Origin of the sequence: Pseudomonas sp. 1 R 17 (assembly GCF_900067035.1) — a bacterium.
Lineage (GTDB): Bacteria > Pseudomonadota > Gammaproteobacteria > Pseudomonadales > Pseudomonadaceae > Aquipseudomonas > Aquipseudomonas marginalis.
Map to the genome: position 1 here is coordinate 109,763 of NZ_FKLB01000019.1, position 19,477 is coordinate 129,239.

The 19,477-nt window shown below is 62.4% G+C and carries 20 protein-coding genes; 17 read left to right on the forward strand and 3 right to left on the reverse strand.

All coding sequences use genetic code 11. From position 1 onward, the window contains the following. Positions 1-114: 114 nt before the first annotated feature. The 14 genes from BFP99_RS03605 to BFP99_RS03670 are packed head-to-tail and all read left to right on the forward strand — an operon-like array spanning position 115 to position 13,251. Positions 115-849: a glycosyltransferase family 2 protein gene (locus BFP99_RS03605; protein ID WP_065925691.1), complete on the forward strand. Its 735-nt coding sequence runs from the start codon at positions 115-117 to the stop codon at positions 847-849. Beyond that, positions 846-1,781, forward strand: coding sequence for an LpxL/LpxP family acyltransferase (locus tag BFP99_RS03610; RefSeq protein ID WP_065946643.1), 936 nt, complete (start codon positions 846-848; stop codon positions 1,779-1,781). The genes BFP99_RS03605 and BFP99_RS03610 overlap by 4 nt, the downstream gene beginning before the upstream one ends. Next, positions 1,765-3,306 carry an HAL/PAL/TAL family ammonia-lyase gene (gene hutH, locus BFP99_RS03615; protein ID WP_065946644.1) on the forward strand — a complete coding sequence of 514 codons (1,542 nt, stop codon included), beginning with the start codon at positions 1,765-1,767 and terminating at the stop codon, positions 3,304-3,306. The genes BFP99_RS03610 and hutH overlap by 17 nt, the downstream gene beginning before the upstream one ends. After that, positions 3,299-3,727: an acyl-CoA thioesterase gene (locus BFP99_RS03620; RefSeq protein WP_065925694.1), complete on the forward strand. Its 429-nt coding sequence runs from the start codon at positions 3,299-3,301 to the stop codon at positions 3,725-3,727. Before hutH ends, BFP99_RS03620 begins: the two co-directional genes overlap by 8 nt. Then, positions 3,721-4,413, forward strand: coding sequence for an outer membrane lipoprotein carrier protein LolA (locus BFP99_RS03625; protein ID WP_065946645.1), 693 nt, complete (start codon positions 3,721-3,723; stop codon positions 4,411-4,413). The genes BFP99_RS03620 and BFP99_RS03625 overlap by 7 nt, the downstream gene beginning before the upstream one ends. After that, complete coding sequence (locus BFP99_RS03630) at positions 4,403-6,715, forward strand: MMPL family transporter (RefSeq protein ID WP_065946646.1); 2,313 nt, start codon at positions 4,403-4,405, stop codon at positions 6,713-6,715. The genes BFP99_RS03625 and BFP99_RS03630 overlap by 11 nt, the downstream gene beginning before the upstream one ends. 33 nt (positions 6,716-6,748) lie before the next feature. Beyond that, positions 6,749-7,996, forward strand: coding sequence for an NAD(P)/FAD-dependent oxidoreductase (locus tag BFP99_RS03635; RefSeq protein WP_065925697.1), 1,248 nt, complete (start codon positions 6,749-6,751; stop codon positions 7,994-7,996). Then, positions 7,993-8,727 (forward strand): class I SAM-dependent methyltransferase, encoded by a 735-nt coding sequence (locus BFP99_RS03640; protein WP_065925698.1) that lies wholly within the window; start codon positions 7,993-7,995, stop codon positions 8,725-8,727. The genes BFP99_RS03635 and BFP99_RS03640 overlap by 4 nt, the downstream gene beginning before the upstream one ends. Next, positions 8,724-9,206: a hypothetical protein gene (locus BFP99_RS03645; RefSeq protein WP_065946647.1), complete on the forward strand. Its 483-nt coding sequence runs from the start codon at positions 8,724-8,726 to the stop codon at positions 9,204-9,206. The genes BFP99_RS03640 and BFP99_RS03645 overlap by 4 nt, the downstream gene beginning before the upstream one ends. Then, on the forward strand, positions 9,203-10,369 hold the full coding sequence (locus BFP99_RS03650) for a beta-ketoacyl-[acyl-carrier-protein] synthase family protein (RefSeq protein WP_065946648.1): 1,167 nt from the start codon (positions 9,203-9,205) through the stop codon (positions 10,367-10,369). The genes BFP99_RS03645 and BFP99_RS03650 overlap by 4 nt, the downstream gene beginning before the upstream one ends. Then, positions 10,366-10,827: an ApeP family dehydratase gene (locus tag BFP99_RS03655; protein WP_027604991.1), complete on the forward strand. Its 462-nt coding sequence runs from the start codon at positions 10,366-10,368 to the stop codon at positions 10,825-10,827. The genes BFP99_RS03650 and BFP99_RS03655 overlap by 4 nt, the downstream gene beginning before the upstream one ends. Then, positions 10,824-11,552: a 3-oxoacyl-ACP reductase FabG gene (fabG, locus tag BFP99_RS03660; protein WP_065925701.1), complete on the forward strand. Its 729-nt coding sequence runs from the start codon at positions 10,824-10,826 to the stop codon at positions 11,550-11,552. The genes BFP99_RS03655 and fabG overlap by 4 nt, the downstream gene beginning before the upstream one ends. After that, the gene (locus BFP99_RS03665; protein ID WP_027604993.1) at positions 11,552-12,778 is read left to right on the forward strand and encodes a beta-ketoacyl-ACP synthase; all 1,227 of its coding nucleotides are present in this window, start codon (positions 11,552-11,554) and stop codon (positions 12,776-12,778) included. The genes fabG and BFP99_RS03665 overlap by 1 nt, the downstream gene beginning before the upstream one ends. A gap of 26 nt (positions 12,779-12,804) precedes the next feature. Continuing rightward, positions 12,805-13,251, forward strand: coding sequence for a hypothetical protein (locus BFP99_RS03670; RefSeq protein ID WP_065946649.1), 447 nt, complete (start codon positions 12,805-12,807; stop codon positions 13,249-13,251). 110 nt (positions 13,252-13,361) lie between these two features. Here BFP99_RS03670 and BFP99_RS03675 read toward each other — a convergent pair whose 3' ends face one another. Then, positions 13,362-14,270: a LysR family transcriptional regulator gene (locus BFP99_RS03675; RefSeq protein WP_065925704.1), complete on the reverse strand. Its 909-nt coding sequence runs from the start codon at positions 14,268-14,270 to the stop codon at positions 13,362-13,364. Between the two features lie 172 nt (positions 14,271-14,442). Here BFP99_RS03675 and BFP99_RS03680 point away from each other — a divergent pair, with 172 nt between their 5' ends. From BFP99_RS03680 to BFP99_RS31680, 3 genes are all read left to right on the forward strand, one after another. Continuing rightward, positions 14,443-15,672 carry an MFS transporter gene (locus tag BFP99_RS03680; protein ID WP_370737631.1) on the forward strand — a complete coding sequence of 410 codons (1,230 nt, stop codon included), beginning with the start codon at positions 14,443-14,445 and terminating at the stop codon, positions 15,670-15,672. A gap of 76 nt (positions 15,673-15,748) precedes the next feature. Then, a complete protein-coding gene (locus BFP99_RS03685) occupies positions 15,749-17,014 on the forward strand; it encodes an AAA family ATPase (protein ID WP_065946651.1) in 1,266 nt (421 codons plus the stop codon). Next, positions 17,011-17,655: a retron system putative HNH endonuclease gene (locus BFP99_RS31680; RefSeq protein WP_083221129.1), complete on the forward strand. Its 645-nt coding sequence runs from the start codon at positions 17,011-17,013 to the stop codon at positions 17,653-17,655. Before BFP99_RS03685 ends, BFP99_RS31680 begins: the two co-directional genes overlap by 4 nt. Here the strand turns inward: BFP99_RS31680 and BFP99_RS03695 are convergent. Together BFP99_RS03695 and hemE are read right to left on the reverse strand one after the other, a co-directional pair. Beyond that, entirely contained in the window at positions 17,613-18,191 is a 579-nt protein-coding gene (locus tag BFP99_RS03695) for a cytochrome b/b6 domain-containing protein (RefSeq protein ID WP_065946652.1), read from the reverse strand. The two genes, BFP99_RS31680 and BFP99_RS03695, sit on opposite strands and share 43 nt — an antisense overlap. Positions 18,192-18,386: 195 nt before the next feature. Next, positions 18,387-19,454: a uroporphyrinogen decarboxylase gene (gene hemE, locus BFP99_RS03700; RefSeq protein WP_065946653.1), complete on the reverse strand. Its 1,068-nt coding sequence runs from the start codon at positions 19,452-19,454 to the stop codon at positions 18,387-18,389. Positions 19,455-19,477 lie beyond the last annotated feature (23 nt).

Sequence of the window (19,477 nt, forward strand, 5' to 3'; positions counted from 1 at the left end):
CGGCCCAACGCGGGGCAAGCCCGCTCACCACAACAAGCCCGCTCACTACAACAAGCCGGCTCACTACAACAAGCCGGCTCGCCACAGGTTATTTACCAGACGGTGAGGGACACCATGCATAACCCCTGTGCCCTGATCCCGGTCTACAACCACGAAGCCGCCGTGCCCGCCGTGGTCCACAGCCTGTTGAACAGTGGCCTGCCGTGCCTGTTGGTGGACGATGGCAGCAGCCCGGCCTGCGCAGCGGTGCTGGCGCAACTGGCGCGGCTGGACAATGTCACCCTGCTCACCCTGCCGACCAATCAGGGCAAGGGCGGCGCAGTGATGGCGGGCTTTCGCGAAGCGGCGCGCCTGGGCTTCAGCCACGCCTTGCAGGTCGACGCCGACGGCCAGCACGACCTGCGCGAAGTCGAGACGTTTATCGACGCGTCCCGCAGGCAGCCCAACGCAATCATCTGCGGCTATCCCGAATACGACGAAAGCGTGCCCAAGGGCCGTTTGTATGCGCGTTACCTGACCCACGTGTGGGTGTGGATCAACACCCTGTCGCTGCAGATCCGCGACTCGATGTGCGGCTTTCGCGTGTACCCGCTGGCACCGGTGCTGGCGCTGATGGACTCGGCCTATATCGGCACGCACATGGACTTCGACTCCGACATCCTGGTGCGCCTGGCCTGGCGCAACCAGCCGATGCGCTGGCTGCCGACCCAGGTGCATTACCCTGCCGACGGCCTGTCGCACTTCCGCCTGTTCCGCGACAACGTACGCATCAGCGCCATGCACACCCGACTGTTCTTCGGCATGTTGGTGCGTGCACCGCTGATCCTGTGGCGACGGTGGCAGGCATGAGCGACAGCACCAAGCATTGGGCTGACCGCGAAGAGCGCGGCAGCTACTGGCTGATGAAATTCACCGCCCTCGCCGCCAAGGTCCTCGGCCGCCGCCTGCTGAGCCCGGTGCTGTACGGCATCGTGTTGTACTTCTTCCTGTTCGGCCGCACCGCGCGCCAGAGCGCCTGGCAATACCAGCAGCGCCTGGCCGACTGGAGCGGGCGCGATGAACTGCGCCCCAGCCAGCGCAGAGTCTTCGCCCAGTTCATGGCCTTTGCCGATGCCCTGCTCGACAAACTCGACGTGTGGAACGGCAAGCTGCGCCTGGAACAGATCGAGATCAACGACCCGGCGAAACTGCGCGGGCAACTGCGTGGTGGGCGCGGGCAGATGCTGGTGGGCGCCCACCTGGGCAACCTCGAAGTGTGCCGCGCGCTGGCGGAAATCGGCGAACAGGTCACCATGAACGTGCTGGTGCACACCAAGCACGCCGAACGTTTCAACCGTCTGCTGGGCGAAGCCGGTGCCACCCACTTGCGCCTGATCCAGGTCAGCGAGCTGGACCCGGCCACCATGCTGCTGCTCAGCCAGCGCCTGGACGACGGCGAGTGGCTGGCGATTGCCGGCGACCGCGTGCCCTTGCATGGCGGGCGCACGGTGCGCGTGGACTTCCTCGGCCATGACGCTGCCTTCCCCCAAGGCCCATGGTTATTGGCCGGGCTGCTGAAATGCCCGGTCAACCTGCTGATGTGCCTGAAACACCAGGGCCGCTATCGCCTGAGCATCGAGCCCTTCGCAGAACTGATCGAATGGAAACGCAGCACCCGCGAGCAGGTCATCGCCCTGTGGACCGCGCGCTACGCCGCACGCCTGGGCCAGTTCTGCCTGGAAGCGCCCCAACAATGGTTCAACTTTTACCCTTTCTGGAAGACCGATGACGACGCATCTTGAGCCGGTAACCTTTGGCGAATGCCCCCTGCGCATCGAAGACGTGCTGGCCCTGGCCAACCGTCAGGTGCCGACCCAGCTGCAAGGCGATGCCGCCTATCGCCAACGCATTGCCAAGGGCGCGCAGTTCCTCGACTCGCTGCTGGACAAGGAAGGCGTGATCTACGGCGTAACCACCGGCTACGGTGACTCCTGCGTGGTCGCGGTGCCGTTGCAACACGTCGAGGCCCTGCCCCGTCACCTGTACACCTTCCACGGTTGCGGCCTGGGCAAGTTGCTCGACGCCCAAGCCACCCGTGCGGTGCTGGCGGCGCGCTTGCAGTCGCTGTGCCACGGTGTCTCCGGGGTGCGCGTGGAACTGCTGGAGCGCCTGCATGGGTTCCTCGAACACGACGTGCTGCCACTGATCCCGGAAGAAGGCTCGGTGGGCGCCAGCGGTGACCTGACGCCGCTGTCCTACGTGGCCGCGACCCTGTCCGGCGAGCGCGAAGTGCTGTTCCGTGGCGAGCGTCGCCAGGCAGCCGACGTGCACCGCGAACTCGGCTGGGAGCCGCTGGTCCTGCGCCCCAAAGAGGCCCTGGCGCTGATGAACGGCACCGCGGTGATGACCGGCATCGCTTGCCTGGCCTTCGCCCGTGCCGACTACCTGCTGCAACTGGCCACGCGCATTACGGCGCTGAACGTGGTGGCGCTGCAAGGCAACCCGGAACACTTCGACGAGCGTCTGTTCGCCGCCAAGCCACATCCGGGGCAGATGCAAGTCGCCGCCTGGCTGCGCGAGGACCTGGCGATCGACGCGCCGACCGCGCCACTGCATCGCCTGCAGGATCGCTACTCGCTGCGCTGCGCGCCCCATGTCCTCGGCGTGCTCGCGGACAGCCTGAACTGGCTGCGTTCGTTTATCGAGATCGAGCTGAACAGCGCCAACGACAACCCGATCATCGACGCCGAAGAAGAACGCGTGCTGCACGGCGGACATTTCTACGGTGGGCATATCGCCTTTGCCATGGACAGCCTCAAGACCCTGGTGGCCAACGTCGCCGACCTGCTCGACCGCCAGCTCGCCCTGCTGGTGGACGTGCGCTACAACCACGGCCTGCCGAGCAACCTGTCCGGTGCACCGGCGGACCGCGCGATGATCAACCACGGCTTCAAGGCGGTGCAGATCGGCACCAGCGCCTGGACCGCCGAAGCACTGAAAAACACCATGCCGGCCAGCGTGTTCTCGCGCTCCACCGAGTGCCACAACCAGGACAAGGTGAGCATGGGCACCATCGCCGCCCGCGATGCGATCCGCGTGCTGGAGCTGACCGAACAGGTCGCCGCCGCCACCCTGCTCGCCGCCAACCAGGGCGTGTGGCTGCGCGCCCAGGCCGACGACGCACGCCCGTTGCCCCCGGCGCTGGCGGCCATGCATGCAGAGCTGGCCCAGGACTTCCCGCCGGTCATCGAAGACCGTGCCCTCGAAGGCGAACTGCGCCTGTGCCTGCAACGCATCGCCGAGCAACACTGGAGGCTGCATGCGTAGCCCTGGCGTACTGCACAGCGACACCGAAATCCTGGTGCCGTTTTTTGACGTCGACACGATGAACGTCGTCTGGCACGGGCATTACGTGAAGTACCTGGAAATCGCACGCTGCGCGCTGCTGGACAAGATCGGCCACAACTACACGGCCATGCTCGAAGCCGGCTACGCCTGGCCGGTGATCGACATGCAACTGCGCTATGTGCGCGGTGCGGTGTTCGGCCAGACGATCAACGTGCGCGCCAGCCTGGTGGAATGGGAGAACCGCTTGAAGGTCAATTACCTGATCACCGACCTGGCCAGCGGCGAACGTTTGACCCGCGCCAGCACCGTGCAGGTGGCGGTGGAAATCGCCAGCCGCGAGATGCAGCTGGCCTCGCCCAAAGTATTCACCGACGCCGTCGAAAGGGCCCTGAAATGCTGACCCCGTTCTCTGTAGGAGCGAGCTTGCTCGCGAAGATCGTCAACGATAACGCGGGTTTCCTGATACCCCGCGGCGCTCTCGGGTTTTTCGCGAGCAAGCTCGCTCCTACAGTGTTGGTGTTGTTTGGTTTTTCTGGGGCGGCACACGCCTTCGACCTGCAACAACTCAGCGACCAGTTGGCCAAACCCTCAGTGATCCACGGCAGCTTCACCCAGGAAAAACACCTGCGTGCGCTGCCGCAGCCATTGGTCAGCAAGGGCACCTTCGTCCTGGCCAAGGACCACGGCCTGCTGTGGCTGCTGAAAACCCCGCTGCAACAGGACTACCGCATCAGCGCCCAGGGTATCGCCCGGCGTGACGCCAACGGCTGGCAACTGCTGCCGAACAAGAGCGCCGGTGCCGAACAGAACCGTCTGTTCCTCGCCGTGCTCCAGGGCGACAGCAGCGGCTTGCAGCGCGACTTCGAGCTGCAACTGCAAGGCGAAGCCCGGCAATGGAAGCTCACGCTGCTCCCGCGTTCACTGCTGCTCAAGCAGGTATTCACCCAGATCAATATCGATGGTGGTGAGTTGGTGCAGAAGATCGAACTGCTGGAAACCCAGGGCGACAGCACCGTGCTGCGCATGCAGGACAGCAGCGCCGGCCAGCCATTGAGCGACGCGGAGCAACACGACTTTGCCCAGTGAGCGCCTGCTGCCCCGCCTGTTCCTGATCCTGCTGGTGGCCGTGCTGGCCCTGGCCGGCTGGCAGTGGCGCGATGGTGCACCGCTGTCGGCCAACCTGATGGAGCTGGTGCCGGGCAGTACGCCGGACGCCCTGGAACTGCAAGCCGAACAGCGCATGCAGGAGCCGCTCAACCGCGAAATGCTGGTGTTGGTGGGACACGCCGATCGCCAGCAAGCGGTGGCCGTGGCCCAGCAATTGGGCGAGCGCTGGCAGGCCAGCGGCTTGTTCGAGAAGGTGCAATGGAACCTGCAAGCCGACCTGCCGGCACTGCGTGAACAGTTGCTGCGCGGACGCCTGGCGATGCTCTCGGCCAAGGACCGCGAACAGCTGATCGACCACCCCGACGCGTTCATCCAGCAACGGGTGCAGTCGCTGTTCGACCCCTTCACCGGCTTCAGCCTGGTGCCGAGCCAGGACGACTGGCTGGGCCTGACCGGGCGCATCCAGAACAGCCAGCCGCAACGCGGCTCGGTGCAACTGGACATCGGCAGCGGCACCTTGATCGCCGATGCCGACGACAAGAGCTGGGTGCTGCTGCGCGCACGCACCACCGGCAATGCCTTCGACATGAAACTGCCGCTGCAGGTGGCGGATCTGCTCCAGGCCAGCCGCACGCAGGCCGGCGAACACGGCGCGCAATTGCTCGCCGCCAGCGGTTTGCTTTACGCCGCCAATGGCCAGCAGCAGGCCACGCGGGAAATCACCTGGGTCGGCGGCGGCGCCACCGTCGGCATTCTGCTGTTGCTGTTGCTGGCGTTCCGCCGCGGGCGAGTGCTGCTGGCGTTTGTACCGGTGCTGGTGGGCATGCTGTTTGGTGCCGTCGCTTGTGTGGCGCTGTTCGGCCATATGCATGTGATGACCCTGGTGCTCGGCTCCAGCCTGATCGGCGTCGCGGTGGATTACCCGCTGCACTACCTGTCGAAAAGCTGGAGCATGAACCCCTGGCGCAGTTGGCCGGCATTGCGCCTGACGCTGCCAGGGCTGAGCCTGAGCCTGGCCACCAGTTGCATCGGCTACCTGGCGCTGGCCTGGACGCCCTTCCCGGCCTTGACGCAAATCGCGGTGTTCTCCGCCGCGGGCCTGGTCGGCGCCTACCTGTCAGCGGTGTGCCTGCTGCCGGCACTGCTCAAGGGTGTCGAACTGCGCCCGGCACAATGGCCGCTGCGCGTCGCCGAATGCCTGTGGCGGGTGCGGGCCGCCTTGCTCAAGCGTGTGCCCAGTCCGGTGCTGCTGGTGTGGGTGCTGCTGTTCTGCGCCGGCGGCCTTTGGCAGCTGAACAGCAAAAACGATATCCGCCAGTGGATCGGCGCGCCGCCGCAGTTGCTGCAAGAGGCACAGGCCGTGGCGCGCATTACCGGTTTCCAGCCCACCAGCCAGTTTTTCCTGATACGGGCCGACAACCAGCCGCAGTTGCTGGAGCGCCAAGCCGCCCTGGGCCAACGCCTGGACCAGTTGGTGAATATGGACAAGCTCCAGGGTTACCTGGCGCTCAACCAACTGGTCAGCCTGCCCGCCGAACAGCAGCAACTGCGCGATGCCCTGAGCACACTCCCACAGCATTGGCAGCCGCTGCTGGACCTCGGCGTGCCCGCCAGCGCGCTGCAAGCCGAAGTCGCGCAACTGCAAGCGCTGCCTACCGAAGACATCGACGCTGCGCTGGTGGGCCCTTTGGCCGAACCCTGGCGCACCCTGTGGCTCGGCCCGGTGGACGGCGGCGTGGCGGCCATGGTCAGCCTGCAGGGTTTGAACAACCCGGCGCTGCTGCGGGTGCAGGCCGTGGACCTGCCCGGCGTGCAGTTGGTGGATCGTCTCGGGGATTTGAACCGTGTATTCGCCGACACGCAGATCAGCGCCGCCGAATTGAAGTTGATGTCGTGCGTACTGATCGTGCTGTTACTGATCCTGCCGTTCGGCTTCGGCGGGGCCTTGCGCATCGTCGCCCTGCCGTTGCTGGCGGCGCTGTGCAGCCTGGCCAGCCTGGGTTGGCTGGGCCAGCCGTTGACCCTGTTCAGCCTGTTCGGGTTGCTGCTGGTCACGGCCATCAGTGTCGACTATGCGATTTTGATGCGCGAACAGATCGGCGGCCCCGCGGTCAGCCTTTTAGGGACGCTGCTGGCAGCGCTGACGACCTGGTTGTCGTTCGGCCTGCTGGCGGTGTCCAGTACCCCGGCAGTGAGTAATTTCGGCCTGTCGGTCAGCCTGGGCCTGGCATTCAGCTTTATGCTGGCGCCCTGGGCCGGCCAACGGAAACACGCCTCATGAATGTAGTTATCGCCAAAGCGGCAAGGAGCCCTCGTGCCCATAGTTGAAATGGAACGTCGCCAGGTCGTGGTGATTGGTGCCGGGCCATCCGGCGCGATTGCCGCCGCACTGCTCAAACGCAAAGGGCATGATGTATTGATCATCGAGCGCCAGCATTTCCCGCGCTTCTCGATCGGCGAAAGCCTGCTGTCGCACTGCATCGATTTTATCGAGGAAGCCGGCATGCTCGACGCCGTGCAGGCGGCGGGATTCCAGGTAAAAACCGGTGCCGCGTTTGCCTGGGGCGAGCGTTACAGCGCGTTCGATTTCGGTGACACCTTCAGCAACGGCAAGCCCACCACCTTCCAGGTGCAGCGCGGCGAGTTCGACAAGTTGCTGGCCGATCAGGCCGCCCAGCAAGGCGTCGACATCCGCTACGGCGAAACCATCGTCGGCGTGGATTTCTCCGGTGAGTGCCGCTACCTGCATGTGCGCCGTGAGAACGGCAGCGAGTACCACATCAAGGCCAAGTTCGTGCTTGATGCCAGCGGCTACGGCCGCGTGCTGCCGCGCCTGCTCGACCTGGAGGCGCCGTCGCATTTCCCGCTGCGCCAGGCGGTGTTCACCCACGTTGAAGACCGCATCGAACACCCAGGCTTCGACCGCACCAAGATCCTGGTCACCACGCACCCTACGAAGCGCGACATCTGGTTCTGGACCATCCCGTTCAGCAACGGTCGCTGCTCGGTGGGTGTGGTCGCGGCCAAGGAGCATTTCGACGGCCGCGACAGCGATCTCGACGCTTGCCTGCGGGGTTTTATCGATGAAACCCCAAGCCTGTCCGGTGTACTGCGTCACGCTGTGTGGGATACCCCCGCGCGCACCATCGGCGGCTACTCGGCCAACGTCAAAACCCTGCACGGCCCCGGCTTTGCGCTGCTGGGCAATGCGGCGGAATTCCTCGACCCGGTGTTCTCCTCCGGCGTGACCATCGCCATGCGCTCGGCGAGCATGGCCGCCGGCGTGCTGCATCGTCAGCTCAAAGGCGAAACGGTGGACTGGCAAACCGAGTTTGCCGAGCCGCTCAAGCGCGGTGTCGACACCTTCCGCTGCTACGTCGAGGGCTGGTATGCAGGCACCTTCCAGGATGTGATTTTCCACCCCGGCAGCTCACCGGACATTCGCCGGATGATCAGTTCGATCCTCGCAGGTTACGCGTGGGACGAACGCAACCCGTTTGTCAGCGAGCCCAAGCGGCGCTTGCGGATGTTGTCGGAAATTTGTGCGAGTGAACCGGTATGACGTCTCAATACCTGAGTAAAAACTACGTCGAAGAAACCCGCTTCGGCTTCTGGTTCCTGCGCAGCCATACCTGGCAGCACCATGTATTGCGCGTGGCAATCAACGACCTGCGCAGCCTGTTCACCGACCCGTTGCCCGAGGCGCCGGTGCTGCTGGACGCCGGTTGCGGCCAGGGCAAGTCATTCCAGTACTTGCAGCAGGTGTTTGCCCCCGCGCGCCTGATCGGCCTGGATGCCGACCCCCACAGCCTGGAACTGAGCAAGGCCGAAGCCGCGCGCCAGGGCTTGGCCATCGAATTGATCGGCAGTGACTGCGCCACCCTCGATGTGCCGGACGCCAGCGTCGACATCCTGTTCTGCCACCAGACCTTCCATCACTTGGTTGAACAGCATCGCGCACTCAAGGAGTTCTACCGGGTGCTCAAGCCGGGCGGTTACTTGCTGTTTGCCGAATCCACCGAAGCCTATATCGACACCTGGGTCATTCGCTGGCTGTTCCGCCATCCCATGCATGTGCAGAAAAGCGCCGAAGAGTACCTGCAGATGCTCCGCGAGCAGGGCTTTGAGTTCGACCCGCAGAACGTTTCGTACCCCTACCTGTGGTGGAGCCGTTCCCGCGACTTCGGCCTGCTGGAGCGCTGGGGCCTGCGTAACCCGCCGCCGGTGGGCCAGCGTGAGGAAACCCTGGTCAACTGCGTGGCGCGCAAACCCCTGGCGAGCGCCGCACCATGATGCGCAGCCTATTGATCGGTTGCCTGTTGCTGCTGAGCGCCTGCGCCAGCCAGCCGCCGCTGCCTGAAAAAACCCCGGCCTTGGCCTTGCCGCTACAGCTGCATGTGCAGCGCCTGGCAGACGGCCAGAGCCAGGACTGGCTGCTGGTGATCCAACGCGAAGGGGGTGCAATCCGCTGGTCGATGATGGACCCCCTGGGCATTCCCCAGGCCCGGCAAAAACTGATCGATGGCCAGTGGCAGGCCGACGGTCTGCTGCCGCCCAATCCCCAGGCACGCGAGCTGTTTGCCGCACTGTTGTTTGCCTTGGCCTCGGCCGATGACGTGCGCGCTCTCTACCCTGGCGCCCAGGCGATGGACCTCACGCGCACCCTGCCGGGCCATTGGCAGATCGTCTACCAATCGTCAGAAGTCTTCAGTGTGAACATGAGCGGCCAGCCCTTGAGCTACCGCATCACGCCGCTCGGTGCCGCCCGATGAGCGCCTACCTCAATGCCCTCGGCGTGATTTGCGCCCTCGGCCGTGGCCAGGCCGCCGTCAGTCGCAGCCTGTTTGCCGGCGACTGCTCGGGGATGCGTGCCGAAAGCGGCTGGGTGCCGGAGCGCACGCTGCCGGTAGGCAGTGTGCACGGCGAGCTGGTGACCATCCCGGTGGAACTCGGCCAGCAAAGCAGCCGCAATAACCAACTGCTGCTGGAGGCGGCGCTGCAGATCGAGGGCGAGATCCGCCAGGCGATCCACCGCTATGGCGCCTCGCGGGTCGGGGTGGTGCTCGGCACCAGCACCTCGGGCATCGACGAAGCCAGCCGCGGTATCGCCCAGTACCTGCGCGATCAGCACTTCCCCAGCGACTACGACTACCAGCAACAGGAACTCAGCGCCCCGGCGAATTTTCTCGCCGACTGGCTGCAACTGAGCGGCCCGGCCTATGTGATTTCCACCGCCTGCACCTCCAGCGCCCGGGCCTTGATGAGCGCACAACGCCTGCTCGACCTGGGAGTGTGCGACGCGGTGCTCTGCGGCGGCGTCGACAGCCTGTGCAAGCTGACCCTCAATGGGTTCGGCGCGTTGGAGGCGGTGTCCAACGAACGCTGCAACCCGTTTTCGGTGAACCGCAACGGCATCAATATCGGCGAAGCGGCGGTGCTGTTCCTGATGACTAAAACGCCTGCGGCGATCGCCCTGCTCGGCAGCGGTGCGAGTTGCGATGCGCACCATATTTCCGCGCCGGAACCCACCGGCAAAGGCGCGTTGCAGGCGATGCGCAAGGCCCTGGCCAGCGCAAAAGTGCAGCCCGGGCAGATCGGCTACCTGAACCTGCACGGCACCGCCACCCAACACAACGACGCCATGGAAAGCCTGGCCGTCGCCAGCCTGTTCCCCGACGGCGTGGCCTGCTCGTCGACCAAACCCATGAGCGGCCACACCCTGGGCGCGGCCGGCGCGCTGGAAGCCGCGTTCTGCTGGCTGAGCCTGGCCCACGGCCGGGTGCCGCCCCATGTGTGGGACGGCCAGGCCGACCCCACGCTGCCCGCCCTGCAATGGGCGCAGGCGGGGGACACCTTGGAAAAACCCCGCCTGATGAGCAACTCGTTTGCCTTCGGTGGCAACAATGTCAGCCTGATAATCGGAGAGGCCCCATGACCGATTGGCCACTCGCCGAACTGCTGCCCCACGCGGGCGACATGATCCTGATCGACCAGGTGCTGTCGTTCGATGAAGAGCAGATTCACACCCGCCTCACCGTCAAGCCCGGCGGCCTGTTCAACCGCCCTGACGGCAGCCTGCCGGCCTGGGTCGGCGTCGAGTTGATGGCGCAGAGCGTCGCCGCCTACGCCGGCTGCCGTGCCCGTCAAAAGGGTGAAGCGGTGGAACTGGGCTTCCTGCTCGGCACACGCAAGTTCGAGTGCAACGTGGAACACTTCCCGGCCGGCGCCGAGTTGAACATCCACGGCCTGCGTTCCCTGGAAGACGACAACGGCATGGGTGTGTTCGAATGCCACCTCACCGGTAGCGGTATCCAGGCCAGTGCGCGCCTGAATGTATTTCGACCGCCCCAGGCGGCCAACTATTTAGATGAATCGAAGGACGAAACGCCATGACTGAACCCGTACTGGTCACCGGCTCCAGCCGTGGCATCGGCCGCGCCATTGCCCTGCGCCTGGCCCAGGCCGGGCATGACATCGTGCTGCATTGCCGCAGCGGTCGGGCCGAAGCCTGCGCGGTACAGGTCGAGATCGAGGCCTTGGGCCGCCAGGCGCGTGTGCTGCAATTCGATGTGGCGGACCGCGCCGCGTGCAAGCAGATCCTTGAAGCCGATGTTGAGCAACACGGTGCTTATTACGGCGTGGTGCTCAACGCCGGCCTGACCCGCGACGGTGCCTTCCCAGCCCTGTCGGAAGACGATTGGGACGTGGTGATGCGCACCAACCTGGATGGTTTCTACAACGTGCTGCACCCGGTGATGATGCCGATGATTCGTCGTCGCGCAGCCGGGCGTATCGTGTGCATCACCTCGGTCTCCGGGTTGATCGGCAACCGTGGCCAGGTCAACTACAGCGCCTCCAAGGCCGGCCTGATCGGTGCGGCCAAGGCCCTCGCCATCGAACTGGGCAAGCGCAGGATCACCGTCAACTGCGTCGCCCCCGGCCTGATCGACACCGCCATGCTGGATGAAAACGTACCGGTGGAAGAACTGATGAAGATGATCCCGGCGCAACGCATGGGCACCCCGGAAGAAGTCGCCGGTGCGGTGAATTTCCTCATGTCGGCCGAAGCCGGCTATATCACGCGCCAGGTCCTGGCCGTGAATGGAGGCCTGTGCTGATGAAACGCGTCGTCGTCACCGGCATGGCCGGCGTGACCTCCCTGGGCAGCGACTGGGACACCATCGCCGCCAACTTCCGCGCCAACCGCAGCGGCATCCGACGCATGGACGAGTGGGAGCGTTTTACCGAATTGAACACGCGCCTGGCCGGGCCGGTCGATGATTTCGTCGTGCCCGCCCATTGGACGCGCAAGCAGCTGCGCAGCATGGGCCGCGTCTCGCGCCTGGCGGTGTGGGCCGCGGAACAGGCGTTGCAGGACGCGGGCTTGCTCGGTGACGAGTCGATCAAGGACGGGCGCATGGGCGTGGCCTGTGGCTCGTCCACCGGCAGTACCGACGAGATCAAGGCCTTCGGCAATATGCTGCTGAACTCGGTGGCCGAGGGGCTCAATGCCAACTCCTACGTGCGCATGATGCCCCACACCACGGCGGCGAATATCAGCATCTTCTTTGGCCTCACCGGGCGGCTGATCCCCACGTCCAGCGCGTGTACCAGCGGCAGCCAGGGCATCGGCTATGCCTATGAAGCGATCAAGTTCGGCCGTCTGCCGTTGATGCTCGCCGGCGGCGCCGAGGAGCTGTGCCCCACCGAAGCCATGGTGTTCGACGCGCTGTATGCCACCAGCCTGAAGAACGATGCGCCGCAGACCAGTCCACGTCCCTACGACAGCGGCCGCGATGGCTTGGTGATCGGCGAAGGCGGCGGCATGCTGGTGCTCGAAGAGCTGGAACACGCACTGGCGCGGGGCGCGCATATCCATGCCGAGATCGTCGGTTTCGGCAGCAATGCCGACGGCCAGCACACCACGCGCCCGGAACAGAAAACCATGCGCCGCGCCATGGAGCTGGCCCTGGAAGATGCGGGCCTGGAGCCGGCCGCCATCGGCTACGTCAACGGCCACGGCACCGCCACCGACCAGGGCGATATCGCCGAGACCCAGGCTACCAGCAGCCTGTTCGGCAGCCGCATGCCCATCAGCTCGCAGAAAAGCTTCCTCGGCCACACCTTGGGCGCCTGCGGTGCGCTGGAATCGTGGTTCAGCATCGAGATGATGAACCGCGACCAATACGTGCACACCTTCAACCTGGACTCCGTCGACCCGCAATGCGGCGAGCTGGATTACCTGCAGGGTGAATTCCGCGAGATGCACCACGACTACGTGATGAACAACAACTTTGCCTTTGGCGGCGTCAATACTTCGTTGATCTTCCGCCGCTGGTCCTGACTTTTTAATCGATTGGAGAATACGGAATGTCTTCCTTGCTACGCGTCACCCTGATCACCCTGGCTCTGCTGGTCACCGCCGGCTGCACCAGCAAGCCGGTCCTCAACACCCAGCACGACCTGCCGGCCGACGCCCAGGTCAGCGAAGAAAAGATGAAAAAGGTGATCGTCAACGCCCTGCAAAAACGCGATTGGACAGTGCAACGCCTGAGCCCGCAACTGGTACAGGCCGAAATCATCGTGCGCAACCAGTACTACGCGGCCATCGACATCCGCTACACCCGCAACAGCTACGCCATCACCTACCGCGACAGCCGCCAACTGGGCTACAAGGACGGCAAGATCCATCGCAACTACAACCGTTGGGTGAACAACCTGGACAGCGACATCATGGCGGGACTGCGCAGCAATGGCGTGAGTGGTGAGGCAGGGTCGGCAGCGCAGTTGTTTGAGCAGACGGGAACGTCGAAGTAAAACCAAGGCCGGGCACAACCTCTGTGGCGAGCGGGCTTGTCGAATCGTCGCACCGCCAGCGTTGGGCTGCGTAGCAGCCCCATTAAGATCACCGCGTTTTTTCAGGCAGATCACAGCGTCAGATTTGGGGCTAGCCCGGTCACCACCAACAACTCCACAAACGCCTTCGCCATCGGCGTTTGTGCGCCTTTGCGCTGCACCAGCCATACCGCCGTCACCGCCTCCTGATCCAGCAAGGTGCGATAGACCACGCCATCGATGCGTATCCGTTGGTACGACGCCGGCAGCACCGACACGCCCAAGCCCGCCGCCACCAACCCGATGATGGTCATCGCCTCCCCCGCTTCCTGGGCGAAGTGCGGGCTGAAACCGGCATCGCGGGCCAGGTTGAGCAGTTGGGCGTACAGGCCACTGCCGTAGGTGCGAGGGAAAAATACAAAGGGTTCCTCCGCCAGTTGCGCAAGGTGCAGGCCACGCTCACTGCCCTCCACTAAGGGGTGGTCAGCGTTTAATACGGCAACCAGCGGTTCGCGCATCAGCTCAATCACACTCAATGAGTCCGGCAACGGCAGCGGACGCATCAGCCCAACCTGGATCGACTCATCCACCAGCGATTCGGCCACTTCGGTGCTGCTCATTTCCTGCAGGTTCAGGTGCACCGCCGGGAAGGCTTGGCGAAACGCGAAGATCGCCTGCGGAATCGTGGAGTTGAACGGCGCCGACGAGGTGAAGCCAATCTTCAATTCGCCCAGTTCCCCCAACTGCGCACGGCGGGCCACGTCTGCCGCTTTGTCGACCTGGGCCAGCACCAGCCGCGCCTCGTGCAGGAACAAGCGCCCGGCCTCGCTCAGCTCGACCCGACGATTGGTACGCTCAAACAAGCGCGCGCCCACCTCCTGCTCCAGCGCCTGGATCTGCTGGCTCAATGGCGGTTGCGAGATGCCCAGCACCTGCGCCGCGCGACCAAAGTGCAGCTCCTCGGCGACAGCGATGAAGTACCGCAGGTGACGTAATTCCATGCCAGCCTCATTAGGTCGTAAAAGCTATCAAACGGGTCGAACAATATATTGGAAAGAATCATTAGCCGGCTATATTCTTTTTTGCATTGCCAGTCCTGGCAGGCTTTTCCTCCCCGAGGTCTCCGTGAAATCTGCTGTCGCTCCATTCGCCCAAGAAGTCCCGCCCACCGCCCTGGATGAGGTGGTGGCGCAGCTCAATGACGCGTACATCGAAAAAGGCACGCCGATGTTCATGCGCACGGTGCTGGCGCTGTTCTCCGGCGGCTTCGCCACGTTCGCCCTGCTGTATTGCGTGCAGCCGATGATGCCGGCGCTGTCCCACGAGTTCTCGATCAATGCGGCACAAAGCAGCCTGATCCTCTCAGTGGCGACGGCGATGCTGGCGCTGGGTTTGCTGATTACCGGGCCGATTTCCGACACCCTGGGCCGCAAGCCGGTGATGGTCGCCGCGTTGTTTTGCGCAGCGCTGGCGACCATCGCCAGCGGCTTGATGCCGTCCTGGGAAGGGATTTTGCTGATGCGTGCGCTGGTGGGCCTGTCCTTGAGCGGCCTGGCTGCCGTGGCGATGACGTACCTGAGCGAAGAGATCCACCCCCAGCACATCGGCCTGGCCATGGGCCTGTACATCGGCGGCAATGCCATCGGGGGCATGAGCGGACGCCTGATCATCGGTGTACTGATCGACTTCGTCAGCTGGCACACCGCAATGCTGATCATCGGCGCCCTGGCGTTGATTGCCGCCACGGTGTTCTGGAAGATTCTCCCCGAATCGCGCAACTTCCGCGCCAGCAGCCTCAAGCCCCGCAGCCTGGTGGATGGCTTCGTCATGCATTTCAAGGATGCCGGCCTGCCGTGGCTGTTCCTTGAAGCCTTCCTGCTGATGGGCGCGTTCGTGACGATGTTCAACTACATCGGCTATCGCCTGCTGGCCGACCCGTATGACCTGAGCCAGGCCGTGGTGGGCCTGCTGTCGCTGGTGTACCTCTCGGGCATCTACAGCTCGGCGAAAATCGGCTCCCTGGCCGACCGCCTCGGCCGCCGCCGCGTGCTCTGGGCCACCATCGTGCTGATGCTCGCCGGCATGGCCCTGACCCTGTTCACCCCACTGTGGCTGGTGGTGCCGGGCATGCTGATCTTCACCTTCGGCTTCTTTGGCGCCCACTCGGTGGCCAGCAGCTGGATCGGGCGCCGCGCGGTGAAAGCCAAGGGGCAGGCGTCGTCGCTGTATCTGTTTTGCTATTACGTAGGCTCAAGCATCGCCGGGACAGCGGGCGGATTCTTCTGGCACTTCGGCGGATGGAACGGCATCGGCTCGTTTATCGTGGCGCTATTGATGGGTGCGTTGCTGGTGGCGTTGAAGTTGGCGAAGTTGCCGCCGTTGGGGAGCGCAAAAAGCGCGTAACGCCTGCACCTCTGGCGGTTCCGGCGGGCCAAGGTACACTGTCGGCATTCGTCAGTCTTGGTAAAGGAAAGCCAGAATGCGCCTGGACCAGCTTCATATTCAGAATTTTCGTTGCTACGAAGATGCCACTTTTGACTTTCAGCCAGGTTTTAACCTGGTGGTGGGGGTTAATGGGAGTGGCAAGACTTCGTTGTTGCAGGCGGTGGCGGCAAGCCTGTATTCGTTTTCATCGTCATTGGGGGGAGCGGCTCTTCAGATCTCAAACCAAGATGCAAGGTTCGAAATCCAAGAGTTCGAGGGTCGCTATAGGTTTGAACGTATATATCCCGTGACACTGGATGCTGTCGGCTCCGCTTTCGGCCGCGCGGCTTGGAATGAATCGTTGGTACGTGAAGGTCAACTCAAGGTCTTTGATATCCCAGTACTCAACAGTTCAATTGATATCCTCAACCCATCATCAAAAAAAATTGTTGATCTCCCGCTCATGGCTTTTTATCGAGCTGACCGCCGATGGAATTCGTCTGATATATCTGTTGAATTCGCAGCACGCCAACAACCCTCAAGACTAGACGCCTACAAAGACTGGTTTGATGCCTCTGCAAATCTAGAAACATTTGAAAGCTGGCTTATTGGAAAAACCTTAGAACGCCTTCAGAAAATGTCTCGTTCCACAGCATCACCCAAGTTCAATGACGAGCTCCAACTGATAAATTCAGCACTGACCCACGCTCTACCTGACGCAAAAGGGATTGAGTACGACCTTGGTATTCGCAGCTTACTGGTGCATTTTGAAAACAATAGAAGCTTAACTTTTAACAGTTTGAGCGATGGACAGCGCGGCATGCTGGCAATGGTTTCTGACATAGCCCGGCGAATGTGCCTACTCAATCCACACTTAAAAAATAAAGTTTTAGAAGAGACAACTGGAATTGTCATAATCGACGAACTGGACATCCACTTGCACCCTGGATGGCAGCGGACAATAGCTTCGACTTTGAAAAAACTATTCCCTAAAATCCAATTCATCGCAGCCAGTCACTCGCCTCAAATTATTGGTAGTCTCAGGCCAGGAGAAGTCATTCTCTTAACTAATGAATCCCCCTCTCATCCCCGCGTTACTTATGGATTAGACTCCAGCCGAATCCTTGAAGAAGTCATGGGTGTCTCCGAGCGCGAGCCAAAAGTAGAAGTACTTCTAAGCGAACTATTCAGCACCATCGAAGATAACGAACTGGAAAAGGCCAAAACCCAGCTCCAAGCACTTAAAAAACTAGCGCCAGACCTACCCGAATTTGCTGGTGCCCAAGCGCTGATTCGCCGCAAGGAGATACTCGGAAAATGAAACAAGTGTTCAAAGGAACTGAACCTGCTTCTTTTAGTCAGTGGAAAGCTTCAATCAACGACGAATGGGTACCCACATACTCTACGCTGCAGAATCCCGAAAAACGTGAACTGCATGTCAGCTTATTGCTGGAACAAGGTGGCTTTTGTTGTTACTGCGGCAGAGATATTGATGCTGCATCCAGCCACATCGAACACTTCCGTCCCCAGGAGCATTTCGAAGAGCTGGCGCTTGAATACCAAAACCTTCATGCCTCCTGCATCAGGGAAACCAAGCCCGGTTCGCCTTTGCATTGCGGGCACGTCAAAGGCAATTGGTTTGATGAAGCTGAACATATCTCGCCCACCGAGGACGGTTGTGAACTGCGCTTCCGCTATCTATTGACGGGGCAAATCCAAGCGACACATACCAATGACTCGCCAGCAACAAAAATGATCGAAGTCCTAGCCTTGGATATCGCCTATCTGAACAACCGCCGCCAAGATGCCTTAGAGCGCGTATTCGATCCGGCATTTGTTGCCCAGGCCACTGACGAGGACTTCAAAACCATTACGACTGCATTACGCGCGATAGAACTCGGTAATCAGCAAGCCTTCGATCATGTGGTTGCACGATTTGCAGAACAAATTCTGACACCCTGATCCCCGAGCACAGCACCGGATGTCTTCTCAAAAGACATCCGCGCCATCACCCGCTTGCCTCGGCGCTCATGCATGACCACGGCGCCGATATGCAGGACCAGCATCAGCAGCAACCCCACACACGAGAGCACATGCACACGGGTATACAGGGCGATGCGGGCCGGGTCGTTGTCGAGGGGGGCGATGGAGAGCAGGTTAAAGATATTGATCGGGCGATCCATCATCAGCACGCCGGTCGCCAACACCACGGCGAGCACCAGGTACATGGCCTTGTGAACCAGCAACGCCAGGTATTCCTGCAGTGTTCGCTTGACGGAAAAGTCCAGGCCGTGGGCAAAGGAACAATAGACCCGCAAGACAAACACCGGAATATAGACAGTGGTCAGCGACACATTGAAGAACGCCACCCACGCCTTGACCGAGGCGGGCACGCTGAATACAGCCACGAAAAAACCCGACAATAACGCCCACACAATAATGACAGCCGAAACCCAATGCAGCAGTTTCTGGCTCGTTGAATACGCTGAAGTGTTCATCCTGATATCACCTGACAATAAACGCCATGCACTGGCGAGAGGAAGAGTCGGGTAGGATTTTTACCGAGGCAAGTTACCGGAGGCTGTAGGAGAAATCCCAAAGCACCCACACTACCAAGGCAGGACTTAACGAACGCTGAAACGCAACGAATCCCCCTTCGCCAGGCAAAGGGGGATCCGATTCAGGCGGGAATATTACGGGTGGTATTGCGCTGACAGCTCGTGCACGGCCTGCAGGAACGCACCCGCATGGTCCGGGTTCACTTCCGGAGTGATGCCATGGCCGAGGTTGAACACGTGGCCGCTGCCTGTGCCGTAGCTGGCCAGGATGCGGCCGACTTCGGTGCGGATCGCTTCCGGCTTGGCGTACAGCACGGTCGGGTCCATGTTGCCTTGCAGCGCGACCTTGCCACCGACACGACGACGGGCATCGCCGATATCGCAGGTCCAATCCAGGCCAAGTGCATCCGCGCCAGCGTCGGCGATGCTCTCAAGCCACAGGCCACCGCCCTTGGTGAACAGGATGACCGGCACTTTGCGGCCTTCGTGTTCACGGATCAGGCCGCTGACGATCTTGCGCATGTAGGCCAGGGAGAATTCCTGGTACGCCGCCGCGGACAGGTTGCCGCCCCAGGTATCGAAGATCTGCACGGCTTGCGCACCGGCCATGATCTGGCCGTTGAGGTAGGAGGTGACCGACTGGGCCAGCTTGTCCAGCAGCAGGTGCATGGCTTGCGGGTTGTCGTAGAGCATGGCCTTGGTCTTGCGGAAGTCTTTCGACGAGCCGCCTTCGACCATATAGGTGGCCAGGGTCCATGGGCTGCCGGAGAAGCCGATCAGCGGCACGCGGCCGTTCAGCTCGCGGCGGATGGTGCTGACGGCGTCCATCACGTAGCCAAGGTCTTTGTGCGGGTCGGGGATCGGCAGGGCTTCGATATCGGCCAGGGTGCTGATGACTTTCTTGAAACGCGGGCCTTCGCCGGTCTCGAAGTACAGGCCTTGGCCCATGGCGTCAGGGATGGTGAGGATGTCGGAGAAGAGGATGGCCGCGTCCAGTTGCGGGTAGCGATCCAGTGGCTGCAGCGTGACTTCGCAGGCGAACTCCGGGTTCATGCACAGGCTCATGAAGTCGCCGGCGTGGGCGCGACTGGCGCGGTATTCCGGCAGGTAGCGACCGGCCTGGCGCATCATCCACACAGGGGTGACGTCCACGGGTTGCTTGAGCAGGGCACGAAGGAAACGGTCGTTCTTGAGGGCAGTCATGTCGGCATCCGCAAAAAAAGTGC

What these genes read in the sequence shown, in the direction of transcription:
- BFP99_RS03620 (WP_065925694.1), top strand. Translation starts at nt 3,299, where the DNA reads ATGCGTAGCCCTGGCGTACTGCACAGCGACACCGAAATCCTGGTGCCG.
- BFP99_RS03650 (WP_065946648.1), top strand. Translation starts at nt 9,203, where the DNA reads ATGAGCGCCTACCTCAATGCCCTCGGCGTGATTTGCGCCCTCGGCCGT.
- BFP99_RS03655 (WP_027604991.1), top strand. Translation starts at nt 10,366, where the DNA reads ATGACCGATTGGCCACTCGCCGAACTGCTGCCCCACGCGGGCGACATG.
- BFP99_RS03610 (WP_065946643.1), top strand. Translation starts at nt 846, where the DNA reads ATGAGCGACAGCACCAAGCATTGGGCTGACCGCGAAGAGCGCGGCAGC.
- BFP99_RS03640 (WP_065925698.1), top strand. Translation starts at nt 7,993, where the DNA reads ATGACGTCTCAATACCTGAGTAAAAACTACGTCGAAGAAACCCGCTTC.
- BFP99_RS03645 (WP_065946647.1), top strand. Translation starts at nt 8,724, where the DNA reads ATGATGCGCAGCCTATTGATCGGTTGCCTGTTGCTGCTGAGCGCCTGC.
- BFP99_RS03670 (WP_065946649.1), top strand. Translation starts at nt 12,805, where the DNA reads ATGTCTTCCTTGCTACGCGTCACCCTGATCACCCTGGCTCTGCTGGTC.
- BFP99_RS31680 (WP_083221129.1), top strand. Translation starts at nt 17,011, where the DNA reads ATGAAACAAGTGTTCAAAGGAACTGAACCTGCTTCTTTTAGTCAGTGG.
- BFP99_RS03625 (WP_065946645.1), top strand. Translation starts at nt 3,721, where the DNA reads ATGCTGACCCCGTTCTCTGTAGGAGCGAGCTTGCTCGCGAAGATCGTC.
- hemE (WP_065946653.1), bottom strand. Translation starts at nt 19,454, where the DNA reads ATGACTGCCCTCAAGAACGACCGTTTCCTTCGTGCCCTGCTCAAGCAA.
- BFP99_RS03685 (WP_065946651.1), top strand. Translation starts at nt 15,749, where the DNA reads ATGCGCCTGGACCAGCTTCATATTCAGAATTTTCGTTGCTACGAAGAT.
- BFP99_RS03675 (WP_065925704.1), bottom strand. Translation starts at nt 14,270, where the DNA reads ATGGAATTACGTCACCTGCGGTACTTCATCGCTGTCGCCGAGGAGCTG.
- fabG (WP_065925701.1), top strand. Translation starts at nt 10,824, where the DNA reads ATGACTGAACCCGTACTGGTCACCGGCTCCAGCCGTGGCATCGGCCGC.
- BFP99_RS03695 (WP_065946652.1), bottom strand. Translation starts at nt 18,191, where the DNA reads ATGAACACTTCAGCGTATTCAACGAGCCAGAAACTGCTGCATTGGGTT.
- BFP99_RS03605 (WP_065925691.1), top strand. Translation starts at nt 115, where the DNA reads ATGCATAACCCCTGTGCCCTGATCCCGGTCTACAACCACGAAGCCGCC.
- BFP99_RS03665 (WP_027604993.1), top strand. Translation starts at nt 11,552, where the DNA reads ATGAAACGCGTCGTCGTCACCGGCATGGCCGGCGTGACCTCCCTGGGC.
- hutH (WP_065946644.1), top strand. Translation starts at nt 1,765, where the DNA reads ATGACGACGCATCTTGAGCCGGTAACCTTTGGCGAATGCCCCCTGCGC.